Here is a 13,669-nt window from a genome sequence, read left to right as displayed (position 1 = left end):
AGTCTGGCCAATCCCCCGTCATGTCGTGACAGCGGGGTTGGCGGAGGCGACGCCGACGGGGGCGGAAGCCGTAACGAACGGGCGGAAAGGGAGGTCACTCAGCTGATGTCGGTGGTGAGGCGGATCATCCTGATCGGGCGGCCCATGTCGAGGACACGCTCGGCCTCGTCCTCGCCCCAGCCCGTCGACTCAAGGAAGCCGAGCATCGGGTGGTTGTCGGCGAAGACCCAGGTGACGACCGTGTTGTAGCCGTCCTCGCGCAGGTGGTCGACGGTGGCGTTGAGCAGCCTGCTGCCGTGCCCGCGCCTGATGTGGTTGGGATCGACGAGCAACGTCATCAACTCGGCCGTCGTGGCCGGGTGCAGGTCGGGGTCCTCGGCGGGTCCGTGCGACGCCAGCCCCACGACCCGGTCGGACGCACGCTGCGCGGCGGTCGCGAGGATGCCGCCGGGCCCGAGCGCGGTGAACGCGTCGGTGTCGGGCACGACCCGCTCGACGGCGACGAGTAGACGATGGCGGGGCGTGGGCGGCGAGAGGATCGCCTCCTCCCACTGGCGGCGCCACATCTTCTCCGCCGCCGGCCCGGTCATCTGCTCCAGCGGGATCGGTGGCAGGAAGTCGCGATAAACCGCCTTCCACGCCCGGATCTGGGTGCTGGTCACCGCGTCGACGTCCTCGAGGCGGGCAGCTCTGACACCCATTCGGCGGGCTCCTTTCTTAGCCTGTAACACCGTACTGGTCAGGAGGGCCTCGGCGTACCTTCCGCCTGGCGTCGCGCCCGATATGCCCGGGTTTTTGTGCGGTTTCCGCAGACGCGCATGGAGCACCAGGAGCGAGACCGGTTTTTCGAGGAGTCGATGAAGGCCCATTGGCAGGTGCTCTCGGCGCAGACCTTGAGCCGTGGCCAGGTGCCGTCGGCGTGGGCGGCGGGGATCAGCGCCGCGAGCCGCGTGAGACCGCCCGCCACTCCGGACCTCACGGGTTCGAGCGCCGGCGTTCCCGCCGAGAGCGTCACGCGAACCGGCAGTCCCGTCAGCGCCGTGGCCAGCCCCGCCGGAACCTCGTACGGACCCCCGTCGTGGTTGCCGCGCAGCGCGACCCGCAGTCCTTCGCGCAGCTGGGTCGCCACTGTGAGGTCCTCGTCGGCGGCGCGGTCGTCGTCGCCGATCAGCCCCCGTTCGCGCAGCCAGACGGACAGCTCGGCCGGCGAGGCCAGCTCGTCGGCGTCTCCCTCGACGTCGTAGGTGTTCACGAAGTCGCGGAGCAGCTCCGCCGGGCCAGTCATGATCGATCACCCCTCGTGACCACTGTACGACAGTCGGAGGTCGCGAAATACCAACACCACCGAAAGCCTTTCGGTGGTGTTGTCGCACCTGCCGGAGGAACGGCGGCGGGATCTAGAGTCCGAGCCGCCGCACCGCGGTCCGCCAGTTCTTGGCGATCGCCTGCTGCGCCTTGGCGAGCGGCACCCTGCCGTGGCACACGGCCCTCCACAGCGTGAGCTCGACCGCGTCCTTCGCGGCCGGGGTCTTGTCCTTGCCCGCGTGAACCGGCTCGGGCCACAGGTTCTTGACGCTCTTGGGCGACCCGCCCAGGGACAGCGGGATGAGGTGGTCCTCCTTGTAGTGCGACGGCTTCCTGTCCGCGTAGCCGTACTGCGCGATCTGCGTGACGCGCAGCGCGTTGGTGTAGCTCGCCGGAGGCGCGGCCTTCCTGCTGTAGCCGGGGGCGCAGATCGTGGACTTGATCGTCCGCTGGGTGACGGCGGGGTTGCGCGTCCCCGGCTGGCACTTCGGGTCCGGCAACGGCAGGTACTTCTGGGAGCACTTCGGCCTCGTCGGCTTCGCGGTCGGCTTGGGCTTCGGGGCCGCGCCTCCCGAGGAGCCGGCCGGCTTCCAGCGCCAGTAGGAGCCGTCCTGCACACACCGGTAGGAGTCGCCGTCCTGCGCGGTTCCGTTCCTGCCGTGCGCCGCCGCCGGGCAGAACGCGCCGGGCGTGACGCATTCCCAGTGATCCCCGACCTGGCGGTAGCAGCCCGCCGAGGCGGAGGACGTCCCGGCGGGGGCGGCCTGGGCGGCGAACGGGACGACGAGCAGGCCGGCTGACGCGAGCACGGCGCATAACGCGATCACCAGAGAGCGGAAGCGCACGATGTCTCCTCTGCGAGGGGGTGAAGGGCGACAGAGAAGAGACGACTCAACCGGGGCAAAGGTTCACCACTGGGACCGATGTGACCCCTGGGACAGGACCGGAGCGAGGCGGCGGATGCCCTCTTCCAGTTCGGGCAGGCCGCTCGCGGCCGTGTGGGTCAGCCGCAGCCGCGGCCCCGGCGGCTCGGCCGGGTAGTAGATGCGACCCGGGCTCACCAGCACGCCCCGTGCCTGCGCCGTCTCGACCACTTCCGCCTCGTCGGTGCCGGGCGGCAACCGCACCCAGACGTGCAGGCCGCCGTGCGGCGCGAGGTGCACCTCGGCGGCGGGCGCGTGGCGGGCGAGCCCGGCCAGCAGCGTGGCCTGCCGTACGCCGATCTCCTGCCGGACGGCGCCGAGGTGACGCCGCCAGGCGGTGGAGCCCACGAACTCCATGGCCGTCTCCTGCAGGGGCCGGGCGACGAAGAACGACTCCACCACCTGGCAGGCCCGCAGCCGGTGCGCGGCCGGGCCCCGCGCGGTCAGGCCCGCCACCCGCAGACTGGGTGAAGTGATCTTGCTCAGCGACAGGATGTGGACCACGGTGCCGTGGGCGTCCATGGTCACCATGGGCGGCGGAACCGGGCCGTCGGCCAGATATCGCGCGTAGTCGTCCTCGATCACGAACGCCCCCGCCGCGCGCGCCACGGCGAGCACCTGCTCCCTGCGCTCGCGGGTCAGCGTCGCCCCCGTGGGGTTGTGCAGCGTCGGCTGGCAGTAGAACACCCGCGCCCCCGTCATCGCGAACGCCTCCGCGAGGAGGTCGGGCCGCACGCCGTCCTCGTCGAGCGGCACCGCGCTCGCGCGCAGCCCGGCGGCCCTGGCGGCCGCGAGCGCGCCCGGGTAGGTGGGGGTCTCGACGAGGATCGGTGAGCCGGGAGCCGCCAGCGCGCGGAACGCGAGGGTGAGCGCCGACTGCCCGCCGCTCACCACGAGCACGTCGTTCTGCGTCACGGCGCCGCCGGCCTCCGCGGCGAACCATCGGCGCAGCTCCGGCAGGCCGCTCAGCGGGGGAATGCTCCACGCCTCCGGCCGGCGTACGGCTCGCGCGGCCGCCGCGGCCAGCGCCTGCACCGGGCGCAGCTCCGGATTGAGATAGCCGCCCGTGAGCGGCACGACGCCGTCGGCGGGCTGGGCCAGCAGGCTCGCCGTCGCCGTGTCGTCCACGACCCGGTCGCCCAGGGCCACGGTCTGCCACGACAGGTCGGGCGCCTCCGCGACCGGCCGCCGGGCCGCCGCCACGAACACGCCCGCGCCGGGACGGGTGACGACCCGGCCCTCCGCCGCGAGCTGCGCGATCGCCCGCGAGACCGTCACCGGGCCCACGCCGTGACGGCGCATGATCTCTCTGCTGGACGGCAGCCGCTCGCCCGGACGCGACCGCTCCGTCTCCTCCCGGAGCATCGCGGCGAGACGGGCGATACTGCTATCGTCGTTCATGAAAGCTGACGATAGCGCTATTGATGTCCTTCCGATAGCGGACGTCCCCGCCGCGAACGCCCCTCGCCGCCCGGCATGGCGGGGCAGCCTCCTGGCGGGCGCGGGCGTCCTGTCGTTCTCGGGGTCGTTTCCCGCGACCGTGTTCGCGATGCGGGGGTTCGATCCGTATCTCGTCGCGATCGGGCGGGCCGCGCTCGCGGCGCTCGCCGCGGTGATCTGCCTGAAGGCCGCCGGGGCGCCGCTCCTGCCGCCTCGTGCCCATCTGCGGTCGTACGCGATGATCGTGCTGGGTGTGGTCCTCGGTTTTCCGCTGTTCAGCGGCCTCGCCCTGGACGGCGGCGCGAGCACGGCCCACTCGGCCGTCGTCATCGGCCTGCTCCCCGCCGCCACGGCCGCGTTCGCCGTGCTACGCGCGGGGGAGCGGCCGAGACCCCTGTTCTGGGCGGCCTGCGCGGCCGGCGCGCTGTCGATCACCGTGTTCACCCTGACCCGGGGGACCGGCCGCTTCGCCGGGGCCGACGTGCTGCTCGTGCTCGCCCTGCTGTCGGCCGCCGTCGGCTACACCGAGGGCGGACGCCTCGCGCGGGAGACACCCGGCTGGCGGGTCATCTCCTACGCCCTGGTGGTCGCGGCCCCGCTCACCGTTCCCGTGACGGCGGTGCTGGCGATCACCACGCCCATGGAGCCCTCGGCCGAGTCGCTGGCCGGATTCGCGTACGTCGGGCTGGTGTCGATGTTCCTCGGGTTCATCCCGTGGTACGCCGGGCTCGCGATGGGCGGGATCGCCCGTGCCGGGCAGATCCAGCTCGCCCAGCCACTGATCACGCTGGTGTGGGCCTGGCTGCTGCTGCGCGAGGAGATCGGCGTCGCGACGATCGCGGCGGCCCTGGTCGTGCTCGTGTGCGTGGCGGTCACGCAGGTCAGCCGCGGCCGGCGCGGAGTGGGCACTTGATTGCTGTGACGGAACGGCGCAGGATGAGGCTGACAGTGTTACAAAGCAGGGTTACGCAAATGGGGTAACCAGGCGAATCGATCACAAGCGCGCGGGATGGTGACGTGATGCCGGACGTCGTGGTTCCTGACGGTGGTTTCTGGCCGGCGCCCGAGATCCCGCAGCCCAACATCTACCCGATGGAGTGGCGGGTGGAGACCGAGAAGCTCGCGGCGATCTACGAGAAGTCCAAGCGGATGGTCTGGAACCCCGCCGACCTGCCGTGGAACCTGCTCGACCCCGGCGAGTTCACGGCCGAGCAGCGGCTGGGGATCATGTACTGGTTCTCCGTGCTGGCCAACTTCGACGCCTCGGGCCCGGCCGTCTTCGCCCGCGCCACCATCCAGGCGTTCGAGAAGCACGAGGAGGATCCCGTACGCAAGTGCTTCTTCTCCATCACCCGTGACGAGATGAACCACGAGGAGTGCTGCCAGCGCGCGATCGCGCGGCTGTGGCCCGGCGGCCCGCTCGACTGGCAGCCCTCCACCGACCTGGAGCGGGCGGCGCACAACAACATCGGCTGGCTGTACCACAACGGCGGGCGCTACTGGAACGGCTACAACTCGGCCGTGGGCAAGTACTCGCTCGCCGTGCTGTTCACGAGCTTCATGATGGGGGAGATGGCGGCCTCGACGCTGTTCCGGGGGATGGCCTCCGGCACCGAGCACCCCCTGTTCTCGGACATGTTCCACAAGATCGGCCGGGACGAGTCGCGGCACCTCCAGATCTGCATGACGATCCTGGAGAACGAGTGGCCCGGGCTCACCGACGACGTACGCGGCCTGATCACGCGTCAGCTGCGCGCCGGGTTCGTGTTCCTGTCGATGATTCTGTGGGAGCCGCCCGAGGGCTTCTGGGAGCTCCCGCCGTACTTCCTGCACAACCACCGTGTGCTGATGGACCACGCGCGGGAGGCTGGTCTCGGCGTGCTGTCGTACGAGGAGCAGGCCGACAACTGGCGGCTGGCGATGGCCCGCGTACGCGCGATCGTCGAGCGGTGGGGGATCGAGTTCCCCGCGATCCCGGAGCTCGACATCGACGGCGTGAACGTCGACGTCATCGACCCGGAGGACATCATCCCGGTGTTCTGAGCCTGTCGGACGCCCTGTCGGACGTCCTATCGGATGGCGGAACGCAGGGCCGCGATCAGCGCGACGACGGCGGGGTGACCGCCGGCGCCGCGCCGGAAGGCGACGCGGGTGCGGCGGTGCATCGACAGCGCGGTCAGCGTGACGCCTTCGGGCGGGTCGGCGGCTCCCAGCTCCGGCACGAGCGCCACGCCCTGCCCGACGGCGACCATCGCCAGGACCGTGGCGAAGTCGTCGATGTGGTGGCGTATGCGAGGGGAGAAACCGGCCGCCTGGCAGGCGCGCACGGTCATCGCATGGCAGAGCGTGCCGGGGGTGGAGGCGATCCAGGGCGCGTCCCGGCAGGTGAGGAGCGTGGCCGCGTCTCCCTCTCCGCTGAGGGGGTGAACGGTGGCCAGGTACATGGGTTCGTCGAGGAGGGGGACGGCGTCCAGGGCGAGGTCGGGCTCGGCCGGGACGAAGTCGTACTCGTGGACCAGGGCGACGTCGAGCTCACCGGCGCGCAGCCGCGGCGCGACCTCGACCGGATCGACCTCGTCCACCATCGGATCCAGGCCCGGGTGACTGCGGGCGAGCGCCGCCAGGGCCGAGGGGAGGATGGCGCGGGTCGCCGTGGGAAAGGCGCCGATCCGCACGGTCCCGGCCAGGCCGGTTCCGGACAGATCGGTTCTCGACGCGGCGAGTTCCGCCGCCGCCTGCTCCAGCCGTTCGAGCACGGCCTCCGCGTGCCGCACCAGCGCCACCCCGGCGGGGGTGAGCACGACCCGGCGCCCGGTGCGCTCCAGCAGGGCGACCCCCGCTTCGCGTTCCAGCGCCGTGAGCTGCTGGGAGATGGCCGAGGGGGTGAACGTCAGCGCCTCGGCCACGGCCGCGATCGTGCCCCGGTGGGCGAGCTCACGAAGCAGGCGGAGTCTGCGGACATCGAGCATCAGTTCAGCTTAATGGTTTCGACAGAAAGGCGAACTGGACCTACACGGTTGCCCGCCGGAAGGATCGCGGTATGACTCTTTCCGGCATCCACGTCCCGCTGATCACCCCGTTCGCCGCGGACGGCGAGATCGCGTTCGACGCGCTCGAAGACCTGGCCCGCGCCGCGCTCGACGACGGCGCGTCCGGGCTCGTCGCGCTCGGCACCACCGCGGAGGTCGCCACGCTGGCCGAGGAGGAACGGCGCGCGGTGATCGAGATCTGCGGCCGGGTCTGCCGCGAGCGGGGCGCCACGCTGACCGTCGGCGCGGGGTCGGCCGACACGCGGAGCACGGCCGAGGCGCTGCGCGCCCTCAAGGGGGAGGCGGACGCGGCGCTGGTGACGGTTCCGGCGTTCGTCCGCCCGTCCGAGGCCGGCGTGCTCGCCCACTTCACCGCGCTGGCCGAGCAGACCCCGGTGCCGCTGGTCGTCTACAACATCCCGTATCGGACCGGGCAGTCGGTGGGCGCGGCCACGCTGCGCCGGCTGGGCGAGCTGCCCATGGTGGCCGGGGTCAAGCACGCGGTCGGCGGCGTCGACCTCGACACGGTCGCCCTGCTCGCCGACCCGCCGGAGGGCTTCGCGGTGCTCGCCGGGGACGACCCGTTCCTGTCCGCGCTGCTCGCTCTGGGCGCATCCGGCGGCATCCTCGCCTCCGCCCACCTGCGCACCGGCGAATTCGCCGAGCTCTTCCGGGCCTGGCGGGCCGGAGAGGTCGAGCACGCCCGCGCTCTCGGCCACCGGCTGTCGCTCATGTCGGCGGCCATGTTCGCCGAGCCCAACCCGACCGTCCTGAAGGGCGTCCTGCACGCGCAGGGCCGCATCCCGACCGCCGACGTACGGCTCCCGCTCGTCCCCGCGAGCCGGGCGTCGGTCGAGGCGGCCCTGCGGATGCTCTGACGGCAGGTCCTTTGGAGATAATCCGCAATCGGACGAATTGATAGCCTGGGCGCATGACCGCCATGGCGCCCTCGCGTGACGAGCCCGACCTGTCCTTCCTGCTCGACCATGCCGGCCACGTGCTGCGAACGCAGATGGCGGCGGCCCTTGCCGAGATCGGCCTGACGGCGCGCATGCACTGCGTGCTCGTCCATGCCATGGAGGAGGAGCGCACGCAGATCCAGCTCGCCGAGCTCGGCGACATGGACAAGACCACGATGGTGGTCACCCTCGACGCGCTGGAGAAGGCCGGCCTCGCCGAGCGCCGTCCGTCCAGCATCGACCGGCGCGCCCGGATCGTCGCGGTGACTGAGCAGGGCGCGCAGGTGGCCAAGCGCAGCCAGGAGATCGTCGACAGGGTTCATCGGGCCGCCCTCGGGTCGCTGCCCGAGGAGGAGGCGGAGGTGCTCGTGCGCGCGCTCAACCGGCTGGTCACCGGCCATCTGGCCACTGCGGTGGAGGTGCCGCAGCCGGTTAGGCGGGCGCGCCACCGCACCTGATCGGTCCGTTGGGGATCGTCTACAACAAAACTATCTGTTACGGTTCTTCCTGTTCCTCATGAACAGGAGGCGACCCCATGTCGCGTATATCCCGATCTCGGTGGCTGGTGCTGGGCGTGCTGTCCGCCACGATGCTGATGACGGTGCTCGACGGCAGCATCGTGACCGTGGCCATGCCCGCCATCCAGCGGGATCTCGGCTTCGCGCCCGCCGAGCTGAGCTGGACCGTCAACGCCTACCTCATCGCGTACGGCGGACTGCTCCTGCTGGCGGGCCGGCTGGGCGACCTGATCGGCCGCCGGGCCGTGTTCCTGGCGGGCAACGCCGTCTTCGCCGCCGCCTCCCTGCTGGCCGGAGCGGCCACCGGGCCGGGGATGTTGATCGGCGCCCGGTTCCTCCAGGGCGTCGGCAGCGCCATTGCCTCGGCGGTCGTGCTCGGCATCCTGGTGACGACCTTCACGGACGCGGGGGAGCGGGCGAAGGCCATCGGCGTCTTCAGCTTCACCGGCGCCGCCGGGGCGTCGCTGGGCCAGGTGCTCGGCGGGGTCCTCACCGACATGCTGGGCTGGAACTACATCTTCCTCGTCAACGTGCCGATCGGCGTGGTCACGATCGCGCTGGCGGTCCGGGCGCTGCCGGCCGAGCGGGGGCTCGGTCTGTCGGCGGGCGCGGACGCCGTCGGCGCCCTGCTGGTCACGGTCGGTGTCATGCTGGGCATCTACGCCGTGGTTGAGATCGGCGCTGTCCAGATCGAGCGGTATGGCCTGCGCTCCCTGTGGTTCGGCGCGGTGTCGCTCGTGCTGCTGGCCGCGTTCCTCGTCCGCCAGGCGACCGCCCGGACCCCGCTCATGCCGCTGCGGATTCTCCGCTCGCGCGCCGTCGCCGGGGCCAACCTGGTGCAGGTCCTGACGCTGGGCGCGATGTTCGCCTTCCAGATCATGGTGGCGCTGTTCATGCAGCAGGTGCTCCGGTATGGCGCGCTCGGCACCGGCCTGGCCATGCTCCCGGCGGCGCTGGCCATCGCGGGGGTGTCGTTGTTCGTGTCCCCACGGCTGAGCACCCGCTTCGGCGCGCGTGCCGTGCTGCTGGGCGGCCTGGTGCTACTGATCGGCGCGATGGCCTGGCTCACCCGCGTCCCTGCCAACGCCCGCTACGTGACCGACCTGCTCCCCGTGATGGTGCTCATCATGGGAGGCGGCCTGGTGCTCCCGGCGCTGACCGCGCTCGGCATGTCCGGCGCCCGTTCCGACGACGCGGGCCTGGTCTCGGGGTTCTTCAACACGACCCAGCAGGTCGGGATGGCCGTCGGCGTCGCGCTGCTGTCCACGCTGGCCGCCTCTCGCACGGAGGGGCTGCTGGCGGGCGGGGCGAGCGAGGCGGTCGCGCTGACCGGCGGCTACCGGCTGGCCTTCACGGTCTCCCTCGTCCTGCTGGTCAGCGCCTTCGTGGCCGCGTACGTCGTCCTGCGGCGGCCCCGGGCGGGCGCGGAGCAGGCGGTGGAGCTCCAGCCCGAGCGGGTCTGAGGGGCCGCCGCCGCCCAGGGCCCTGTGACTCCAACGAAAGGGCGCCCGGCTGTCACCGGCCCCGGGCCGTGCGGCGTCCTCTCCCGTGCGACCAGTGTCCACGGAGGCGGCGATGCGTGTTCCCTCGCAGGCCATGCGCGCACCTGTGGTGCGGGTGAGGATCCGCGCCCGCCTCCGGCACTGTTCGCCCGGCCGGTGAGCGACGGTGACCGCGCCCCCGCGCGACCGGCTTCCGTACGGCGGCGCGTTCGTCGCCGGTCCCGTCCCCCGACTACGGAGCCACAGTGGATTCCCAGACCTTTCTCGTTCTCGCCGGGGCCTTCTTCGGCATCTGGCTCGTCTCCGACTACGTACGCAACTACCTGGCCAAATGCCCCAAGTGCAAGGGCAGTGGCACGCTCAAGGCCACCTGGTGGTCCGGGCGCTACCGGCCCTGCCCGCGCTGTGGACGCAAGGGAGAGGTCCCACACGCCTTCGGTCCCAAGAGCTGAGCCGGGGGAGGGCCGCTCGGGAAACGTCGCTTTCCGGATGATCCATTGTCAGGCTGCTCCTGACGCCCTAGTCTCGGGCCAGGCGTCAGGAACAGCCTGACACGTTATCCCCTTGGAGGCGACATGCCGGCTCCTTCTCTGGCGGAACAGGACATCCGCTGCTCGTTCTGCTCCAAGCCGAAGACCGACGTGGCCAAGATGATCGCCGGTGCCGGCGTCCACATCTGCAACGAATGCGTCGGGCTCTGTGCCGAGATCCTGGCGGCCCAGACCGTCGAGACGCCGGAGATCTCCTACACCGAGAGCATGACCGTCGAGCAGATCCTGGAGTTCCTTCCGCGGATCGCCGAGGTGAGCGCGCAGGTCGAGGACAACCTGCGGGTCTGGGTGCAGCGGGCGCGCGACCGGGGCGCCACCTGGGCCAGGATCGGCGCCGCGCTCGGCATGACCCGGCAGTCCGCCTGGGAGAGGTTCTCCGGCGAGGAGTGAGGCTCGCTCAAACCCAGGCTGTCGCGGGGCTGCGAGGTGGTGGCGGTCGGTCCATGCCGCGCCCGTCAGGATCCCGGCGGCGGTTCGAGGCTGATGCCGAGCTGGGAGTAGAGCTCCAGCTGGTCGTAGTAGTCCCGATCCGTAATGATCTTTCCGTGCTCGACCGCGCAGGCACAACTGCCCCGCACCGTTATGCGACGGCCCGTCGGGGCCGCCACCCGGCCGTCCGGGAGCAGGAGCGGGCCCATGTGCGTGCCGGTCATCGCGTACTCGGTGAAGGCGGGGTCCACACAGGGGGCCTTGTACCAGGCGGTGTAGCAAATGTCGGGGAAGACCTTGCAGAGGCCCTCATAGATCCAGGCGATCTGCCCACGGCCCTCCGCGACGCCGGTGGGGCCGACGTACACGGCGTCGGGCGCGTAACAGTCCAGCACGTCGTAGAGGTCGTGGCGGTTGATCGCCGTGAAGAGTCTGTCCTTGAGTTCTCGAGCGCTCGGCATCGTCCGGGCCATCTCCTCGACGCTTCGGCATCTGGCGGCGCCGGGGGGCTTCCATCCAATGTAACAAGCGCTTTGTTACCGGGTGTTTCGGCTGGGTTGACGCTCGCGTTGATGGCGTAATCTGCAATATCTGTGTCGTTGACGCCATAATGCCCTGCTCGCGAGCATGGAGGGCATGCAGCGACGCGTGGTCATCGTGGTCTTCGATGGCTTCCAGATGTTCGACCTCGCCGGTCCGGCCGACGTCTTCGCCACGGCGAACCTGCTCGCTCCGGAGCCCGGCTACCGGGTCGAGGTGGCGGCCGTGCGCGCCGGGGCCGTGCCCGCGCAGAACGGGATCACGACGCTCGCGGAGACCGCGCTGGGCGAGGTCGCGGGCCCGATCGACACGCTGCTCGTCGTGGGCGGGCTGTCCGTGCCGGAACACCTGCGCGATCGGGAGCTGATCGGGGGCGTCGCCCGGCTGGCGTCCGGAGCCCGGCGGGTCGCCTCCGTCTGCAACGGCAGCTTCCTCCTCGCGGAGGCCGGACTGCTGGGCGGCAGGCGTGCGACCACCCACTGGCTGGTGGCGGGGGAGATGGCCGTCCGCTACCCGGACGTCGAGGTGGACGCCGATCCCATCTACATCCGCGACGGGAACGTCTGGACCTCGGCCGGGGTCAGCTCGGGGGTGGATCTCGCCCTGGCGCTCGTGGCCGGCGACCACGGCCACACGCTCGCCCGGAACGTCGCCCGCGGGCTCGTGGTGTACCTGCACCGTCCGGGCGGGCAGAGCCAGTTCAGCGCCCCCATGCGGGCCGCCGTCCCGCGCGCCGAGCCGTTGCGCGAGATCCAGGCGTTCATCGACGCCAACCCGGCCGAGGACCTGAGCGTGCCCTCGCTCGCCCGCCGGGCCGGGATGAGCGAGCGGCACTTCTCCCGCGTCTTCACCGGGCAGACCGGGGTCTCGCCCGGCAGGTATGTAGAACACAGCAGGGCCGACGCCGCCCGGCGGCTGCTGGAGACCACCGGCCACTCCCTGGACAGAGTGGCCAGGGAGTCGGGACTCGGCGTTCCCGAGACCCTCTACCGGGTCTTCCGCCGCCACTGGCGCGTCTCACCCGGCGACTACCGCCGCCGGTTCCGATCGAAGGAAAGCAGCAAATCATGAACATCGCCATCCCCCTCTATCCCCGGTTCACCGCGCTCGACGCCGTCGGGCCGTACACGGTGCTCGCCTTCGCGCCGGGCTGCACGGTCACGTTCGTGGCGGCCGAGCCCGGGCCGGTGCTCGACGACCGGGGGAGCCTGAGCCTCGCGGCCACCGCGTCGTACGAGGACCTGCCCGCGCCGGACGTGGTCGTCGTGCCCGGAGGGCCCGGGACGATCGAGGCGCTGTCCGACGCGGAGCTGCTGGGCTGGATCGCGCGGGCCCACGAGCGGACGCGGTGGACGACCTCGGTGTGCAGCGGCTCGTTCCTGCTGGGCGCGGCGGGGCTGCTGAAGGGTCGCAGGGCGACGACCCACTGGGGATGGCTCGACCAGCTCGCCGGATTCGGGGCCGAGCCGGTCAGCGAGCGCGTGGTGATCGACGGCAAGGTCGTGACGGCGGCGGGTGTGTCCTCCGGCATCGACATGGCCCTGACCCTGCTGGCCGCGATGCGCGACGAGGAGACGGCGCAGGCCGTGCAGCTCGCGATCGAGTACGACCCGCGGCCGCCCTTCGCGGCCGGCAACCCCAAGACCGCCCCGGCGGGTCTGAGCGACAAGGCGATGGCCCTCATCAACTGAGCCGTCCCATCCGGCGGGCTTGGGACAGGCGTCTCCTGATGATGGTCTCGACCACGGCCAGGTTGACGATCCAGCCCAGCGTCTGGCCGATCGGGATCATCGAGGTCGCCAGCTCTCCCATCGATCCCGGGTCGGCCCCGCGGAAGGGGATCTGGACCAGCAGGAGCAGGGGAACAATGACGCGCGCGGTGACCGCGAGGAACGTCAGGGCGTAGTTGCGCATCATCCAGTTGCGGTGACTGTCGAAGTCGCGCCGGCGGGCGGCCCGATATGCGAGGCCACCGGTGATCAGCCGCAGGACGGCCGCGGTCGTGAGGCCGATCTGCGTCATGAGGCGGCCCGACCACAGCGCGACCGGGATCGTGGCCCCCGCGGACGGCAGCACCCCGGCAAGGAGATAGACCCGGCCGAGCGTCCGGTGGACCCGCCTGCGCGCCCGCATCGTGGGCATGAACTGCAGGGAGCCGAGCACGAGCGCGACCGCGGCGGTCCCGATATGGCCGACCAGAACGTAGTAGTGCAGGCTGTCGCGCACATCGAGGCGGCTGTCGTCGATATCGAGGCCCAGGTACGGATAGACGAGCACCGAAGTCGCGATGACCGCGACGATGAAGATCACCCATGCCGTTCGCCTGCGCATAGCCCGGAGCCTCGCAGGCTCAGGTCGCTCCGGCATCCGCCCCAGGACGGCCGTGCGCATACGAAAATCGGCGTACGGACCCCGTCGCCTGAGCGTCCCGACGGCCCTCCGGCGGCGGCAGCCGAGAAGCGCGGCCTCGTCA

General features: G+C 71.3%; 16 protein-coding genes. 9 read left to right on the top strand and 7 right to left on the bottom strand.

Annotation, left to right across the window (positions count from 1 at the left end; genetic code table 11):
- Positions 1-98: 98 nt before the first annotated feature.
- The 4 genes from FLX07_RS31330 to FLX07_RS31315 all read right to left on the bottom strand — a co-directional run bounded on the left by FLX07_RS31330 (position 99) and on the right by FLX07_RS31315 (position 3,629).
- Complete coding sequence (locus tag FLX07_RS31330) at positions 99-701, bottom strand: GNAT family N-acetyltransferase (protein WP_142575304.1); 603 nt, start codon at positions 699-701, stop codon at positions 99-101.
- 38 nt (positions 702-739) lie between these two features.
- The gene (locus tag FLX07_RS31325) at positions 740-1,285 is read right to left on the bottom strand and encodes a CGNR zinc finger domain-containing protein (protein ID WP_142575303.1); all 546 of its coding nucleotides are present in this window, start codon (positions 1,283-1,285) and stop codon (positions 740-742) included.
- 112 nt (positions 1,286-1,397) lie between these two features.
- On the bottom strand, positions 1,398-2,150 hold the full coding sequence (locus FLX07_RS31320; RefSeq protein ID WP_142575302.1) for a hypothetical protein: 753 nt from the start codon (positions 2,148-2,150) through the stop codon (positions 1,398-1,400).
- Positions 2,151-2,213: 63 nt separating this feature from the next.
- Positions 2,214-3,629: an aminotransferase-like domain-containing protein gene (locus FLX07_RS31315; protein ID WP_142575301.1), complete on the bottom strand. Its 1,416-nt coding sequence runs from the start codon at positions 3,627-3,629 to the stop codon at positions 2,214-2,216.
- Here FLX07_RS31315 and FLX07_RS31310 point away from each other — a divergent pair.
- Positions 3,628-4,581 carry a DMT family transporter gene (locus FLX07_RS31310; RefSeq protein ID WP_142575300.1) on the top strand — a complete coding sequence of 318 codons (954 nt, stop codon included), beginning with the start codon at positions 3,628-3,630 and terminating at the stop codon, positions 4,579-4,581. The two genes, FLX07_RS31315 and FLX07_RS31310, sit on opposite strands and share 2 nt — an antisense overlap.
- Positions 4,582-4,688: 107 nt before the next feature.
- A complete protein-coding gene (locus FLX07_RS31305; protein WP_142575299.1) occupies positions 4,689-5,711 on the top strand; it encodes a hypothetical protein in 1,023 nt (340 codons plus the stop codon).
- A 26-nt stretch (positions 5,712-5,737) separates the two neighbouring features.
- Here FLX07_RS31305 and FLX07_RS31300 read toward each other — a convergent pair whose 3' ends face one another.
- Positions 5,738-6,637 (bottom strand): LysR family transcriptional regulator, encoded by a 900-nt coding sequence (locus tag FLX07_RS31300; RefSeq protein WP_142575298.1) that lies wholly within the window; start codon positions 6,635-6,637, stop codon positions 5,738-5,740.
- Between the two features lie 71 nt (positions 6,638-6,708).
- Between FLX07_RS31300 and FLX07_RS31295 the strand changes: the two genes are divergently transcribed.
- The 5 genes from FLX07_RS31295 (at position 6,709) to FLX07_RS31275 (ending at position 10,617) form a co-directional block, all read left to right on the top strand.
- Positions 6,709-7,575, top strand: coding sequence for a 4-hydroxy-tetrahydrodipicolinate synthase family protein (locus FLX07_RS31295; protein ID WP_142575297.1), 867 nt, complete (start codon positions 6,709-6,711; stop codon positions 7,573-7,575).
- A gap of 53 nt (positions 7,576-7,628) precedes the next feature.
- The gene (locus FLX07_RS31290; RefSeq protein ID WP_142575296.1) at positions 7,629-8,114 is read left to right on the top strand and encodes a MarR family winged helix-turn-helix transcriptional regulator; all 486 of its coding nucleotides are present in this window, start codon (positions 7,629-7,631) and stop codon (positions 8,112-8,114) included.
- Positions 8,115-8,191: 77 nt separating this feature from the next.
- The gene (locus FLX07_RS31285; RefSeq protein WP_142575295.1) at positions 8,192-9,637 is read left to right on the top strand and encodes an MFS transporter; all 1,446 of its coding nucleotides are present in this window, start codon (positions 8,192-8,194) and stop codon (positions 9,635-9,637) included.
- Between the two features lie 284 nt (positions 9,638-9,921).
- Complete coding sequence (locus tag FLX07_RS31280) at positions 9,922-10,128, top strand: hypothetical protein (protein WP_142575294.1); 207 nt, start codon at positions 9,922-9,924, stop codon at positions 10,126-10,128.
- Positions 10,129-10,251: 123 nt separating this feature from the next.
- A complete protein-coding gene (locus FLX07_RS31275) occupies positions 10,252-10,617 on the top strand; it encodes a ClpX C4-type zinc finger protein (protein WP_142575293.1) in 366 nt (121 codons plus the stop codon).
- A gap of 65 nt (positions 10,618-10,682) precedes the next feature.
- Here FLX07_RS31275 and FLX07_RS31270 read toward each other — a convergent pair whose 3' ends face one another.
- Entirely contained in the window at positions 10,683-11,117 is a 435-nt protein-coding gene (locus FLX07_RS31270) for an ester cyclase (protein ID WP_142575292.1), read from the bottom strand.
- 175 nt (positions 11,118-11,292) lie between these two features.
- Between FLX07_RS31270 and FLX07_RS31265 the strand changes: the two genes are divergently transcribed.
- Positions 11,293-12,267 carry a GlxA family transcriptional regulator gene (locus FLX07_RS31265; RefSeq protein ID WP_142575291.1) on the top strand — a complete coding sequence of 325 codons (975 nt, stop codon included), beginning with the start codon at positions 11,293-11,295 and terminating at the stop codon, positions 12,265-12,267.
- Entirely contained in the window at positions 12,264-12,887 is a 624-nt protein-coding gene (locus FLX07_RS31260) for a DJ-1/PfpI family protein (RefSeq protein WP_142575290.1), read from the top strand. Before FLX07_RS31265 ends, FLX07_RS31260 begins: the two co-directional genes overlap by 4 nt.
- Here FLX07_RS31260 and FLX07_RS31255 read toward each other — a convergent pair.
- Complete coding sequence (locus FLX07_RS31255; protein WP_142575289.1) at positions 12,880-13,527, bottom strand: DUF2306 domain-containing protein; 648 nt, start codon at positions 13,525-13,527, stop codon at positions 12,880-12,882. The two genes, FLX07_RS31260 and FLX07_RS31255, sit on opposite strands and share 8 nt — an antisense overlap.
- Positions 13,528-13,669: the final 142 nt, after the last annotated feature.

This window comes from Microbispora bryophytorum, assembly GCF_006874465.1.
GTDB lineage: Bacteria > Actinomycetota > Actinomycetes > Streptosporangiales > Streptosporangiaceae > Microbispora > Microbispora bryophytorum.
The sequence above is the reverse complement of the archived record's forward strand: the minus strand, read 5'-3'. Positions and strand labels throughout refer to the sequence as shown.

Bases quoted from the DNA above. Each gene is read 5' to 3' on its own strand.
- FLX07_RS31295 (WP_142575297.1), top strand. From the start codon at position 6,709: ATGACTCTTTCCGGCATCCACGTCCCGCTGATCACCCCGTTCGCCGCG.
- FLX07_RS31260 (WP_142575290.1), top strand. From the start codon at position 12,264: ATGAACATCGCCATCCCCCTCTATCCCCGGTTCACCGCGCTCGACGCC.
- FLX07_RS31315 (WP_142575301.1), bottom strand. From the start codon at position 3,629: ATGAACGACGATAGCAGTATCGCCCGTCTCGCCGCGATGCTCCGGGAG.
- FLX07_RS31330 (WP_142575304.1), bottom strand. From the start codon at position 701: ATGGGTGTCAGAGCTGCCCGCCTCGAGGACGTCGACGCGGTGACCAGC.
- FLX07_RS31310 (WP_142575300.1), top strand. From the start codon at position 3,628: ATGAAAGCTGACGATAGCGCTATTGATGTCCTTCCGATAGCGGACGTC.
- FLX07_RS31285 (WP_142575295.1), top strand. From the start codon at position 8,192: ATGTCGCGTATATCCCGATCTCGGTGGCTGGTGCTGGGCGTGCTGTCC.
- FLX07_RS31290 (WP_142575296.1), top strand. From the start codon at position 7,629: ATGACCGCCATGGCGCCCTCGCGTGACGAGCCCGACCTGTCCTTCCTG.
- FLX07_RS31265 (WP_142575291.1), top strand. From the start codon at position 11,293: ATGCAGCGACGCGTGGTCATCGTGGTCTTCGATGGCTTCCAGATGTTC.
- FLX07_RS31275 (WP_142575293.1), top strand. From the start codon at position 10,252: ATGCCGGCTCCTTCTCTGGCGGAACAGGACATCCGCTGCTCGTTCTGC.
- FLX07_RS31300 (WP_142575298.1), bottom strand. From the start codon at position 6,637: ATGCTCGATGTCCGCAGACTCCGCCTGCTTCGTGAGCTCGCCCACCGG.
- FLX07_RS31325 (WP_142575303.1), bottom strand. From the start codon at position 1,285: ATGACTGGCCCGGCGGAGCTGCTCCGCGACTTCGTGAACACCTACGAC.
- FLX07_RS31270 (WP_142575292.1), bottom strand. From the start codon at position 11,117: ATGCCGAGCGCTCGAGAACTCAAGGACAGACTCTTCACGGCGATCAAC.
- FLX07_RS31255 (WP_142575289.1), bottom strand. From the start codon at position 13,527: ATGCGCAGGCGAACGGCATGGGTGATCTTCATCGTCGCGGTCATCGCG.
- FLX07_RS31305 (WP_142575299.1), top strand. From the start codon at position 4,689: ATGCCGGACGTCGTGGTTCCTGACGGTGGTTTCTGGCCGGCGCCCGAG.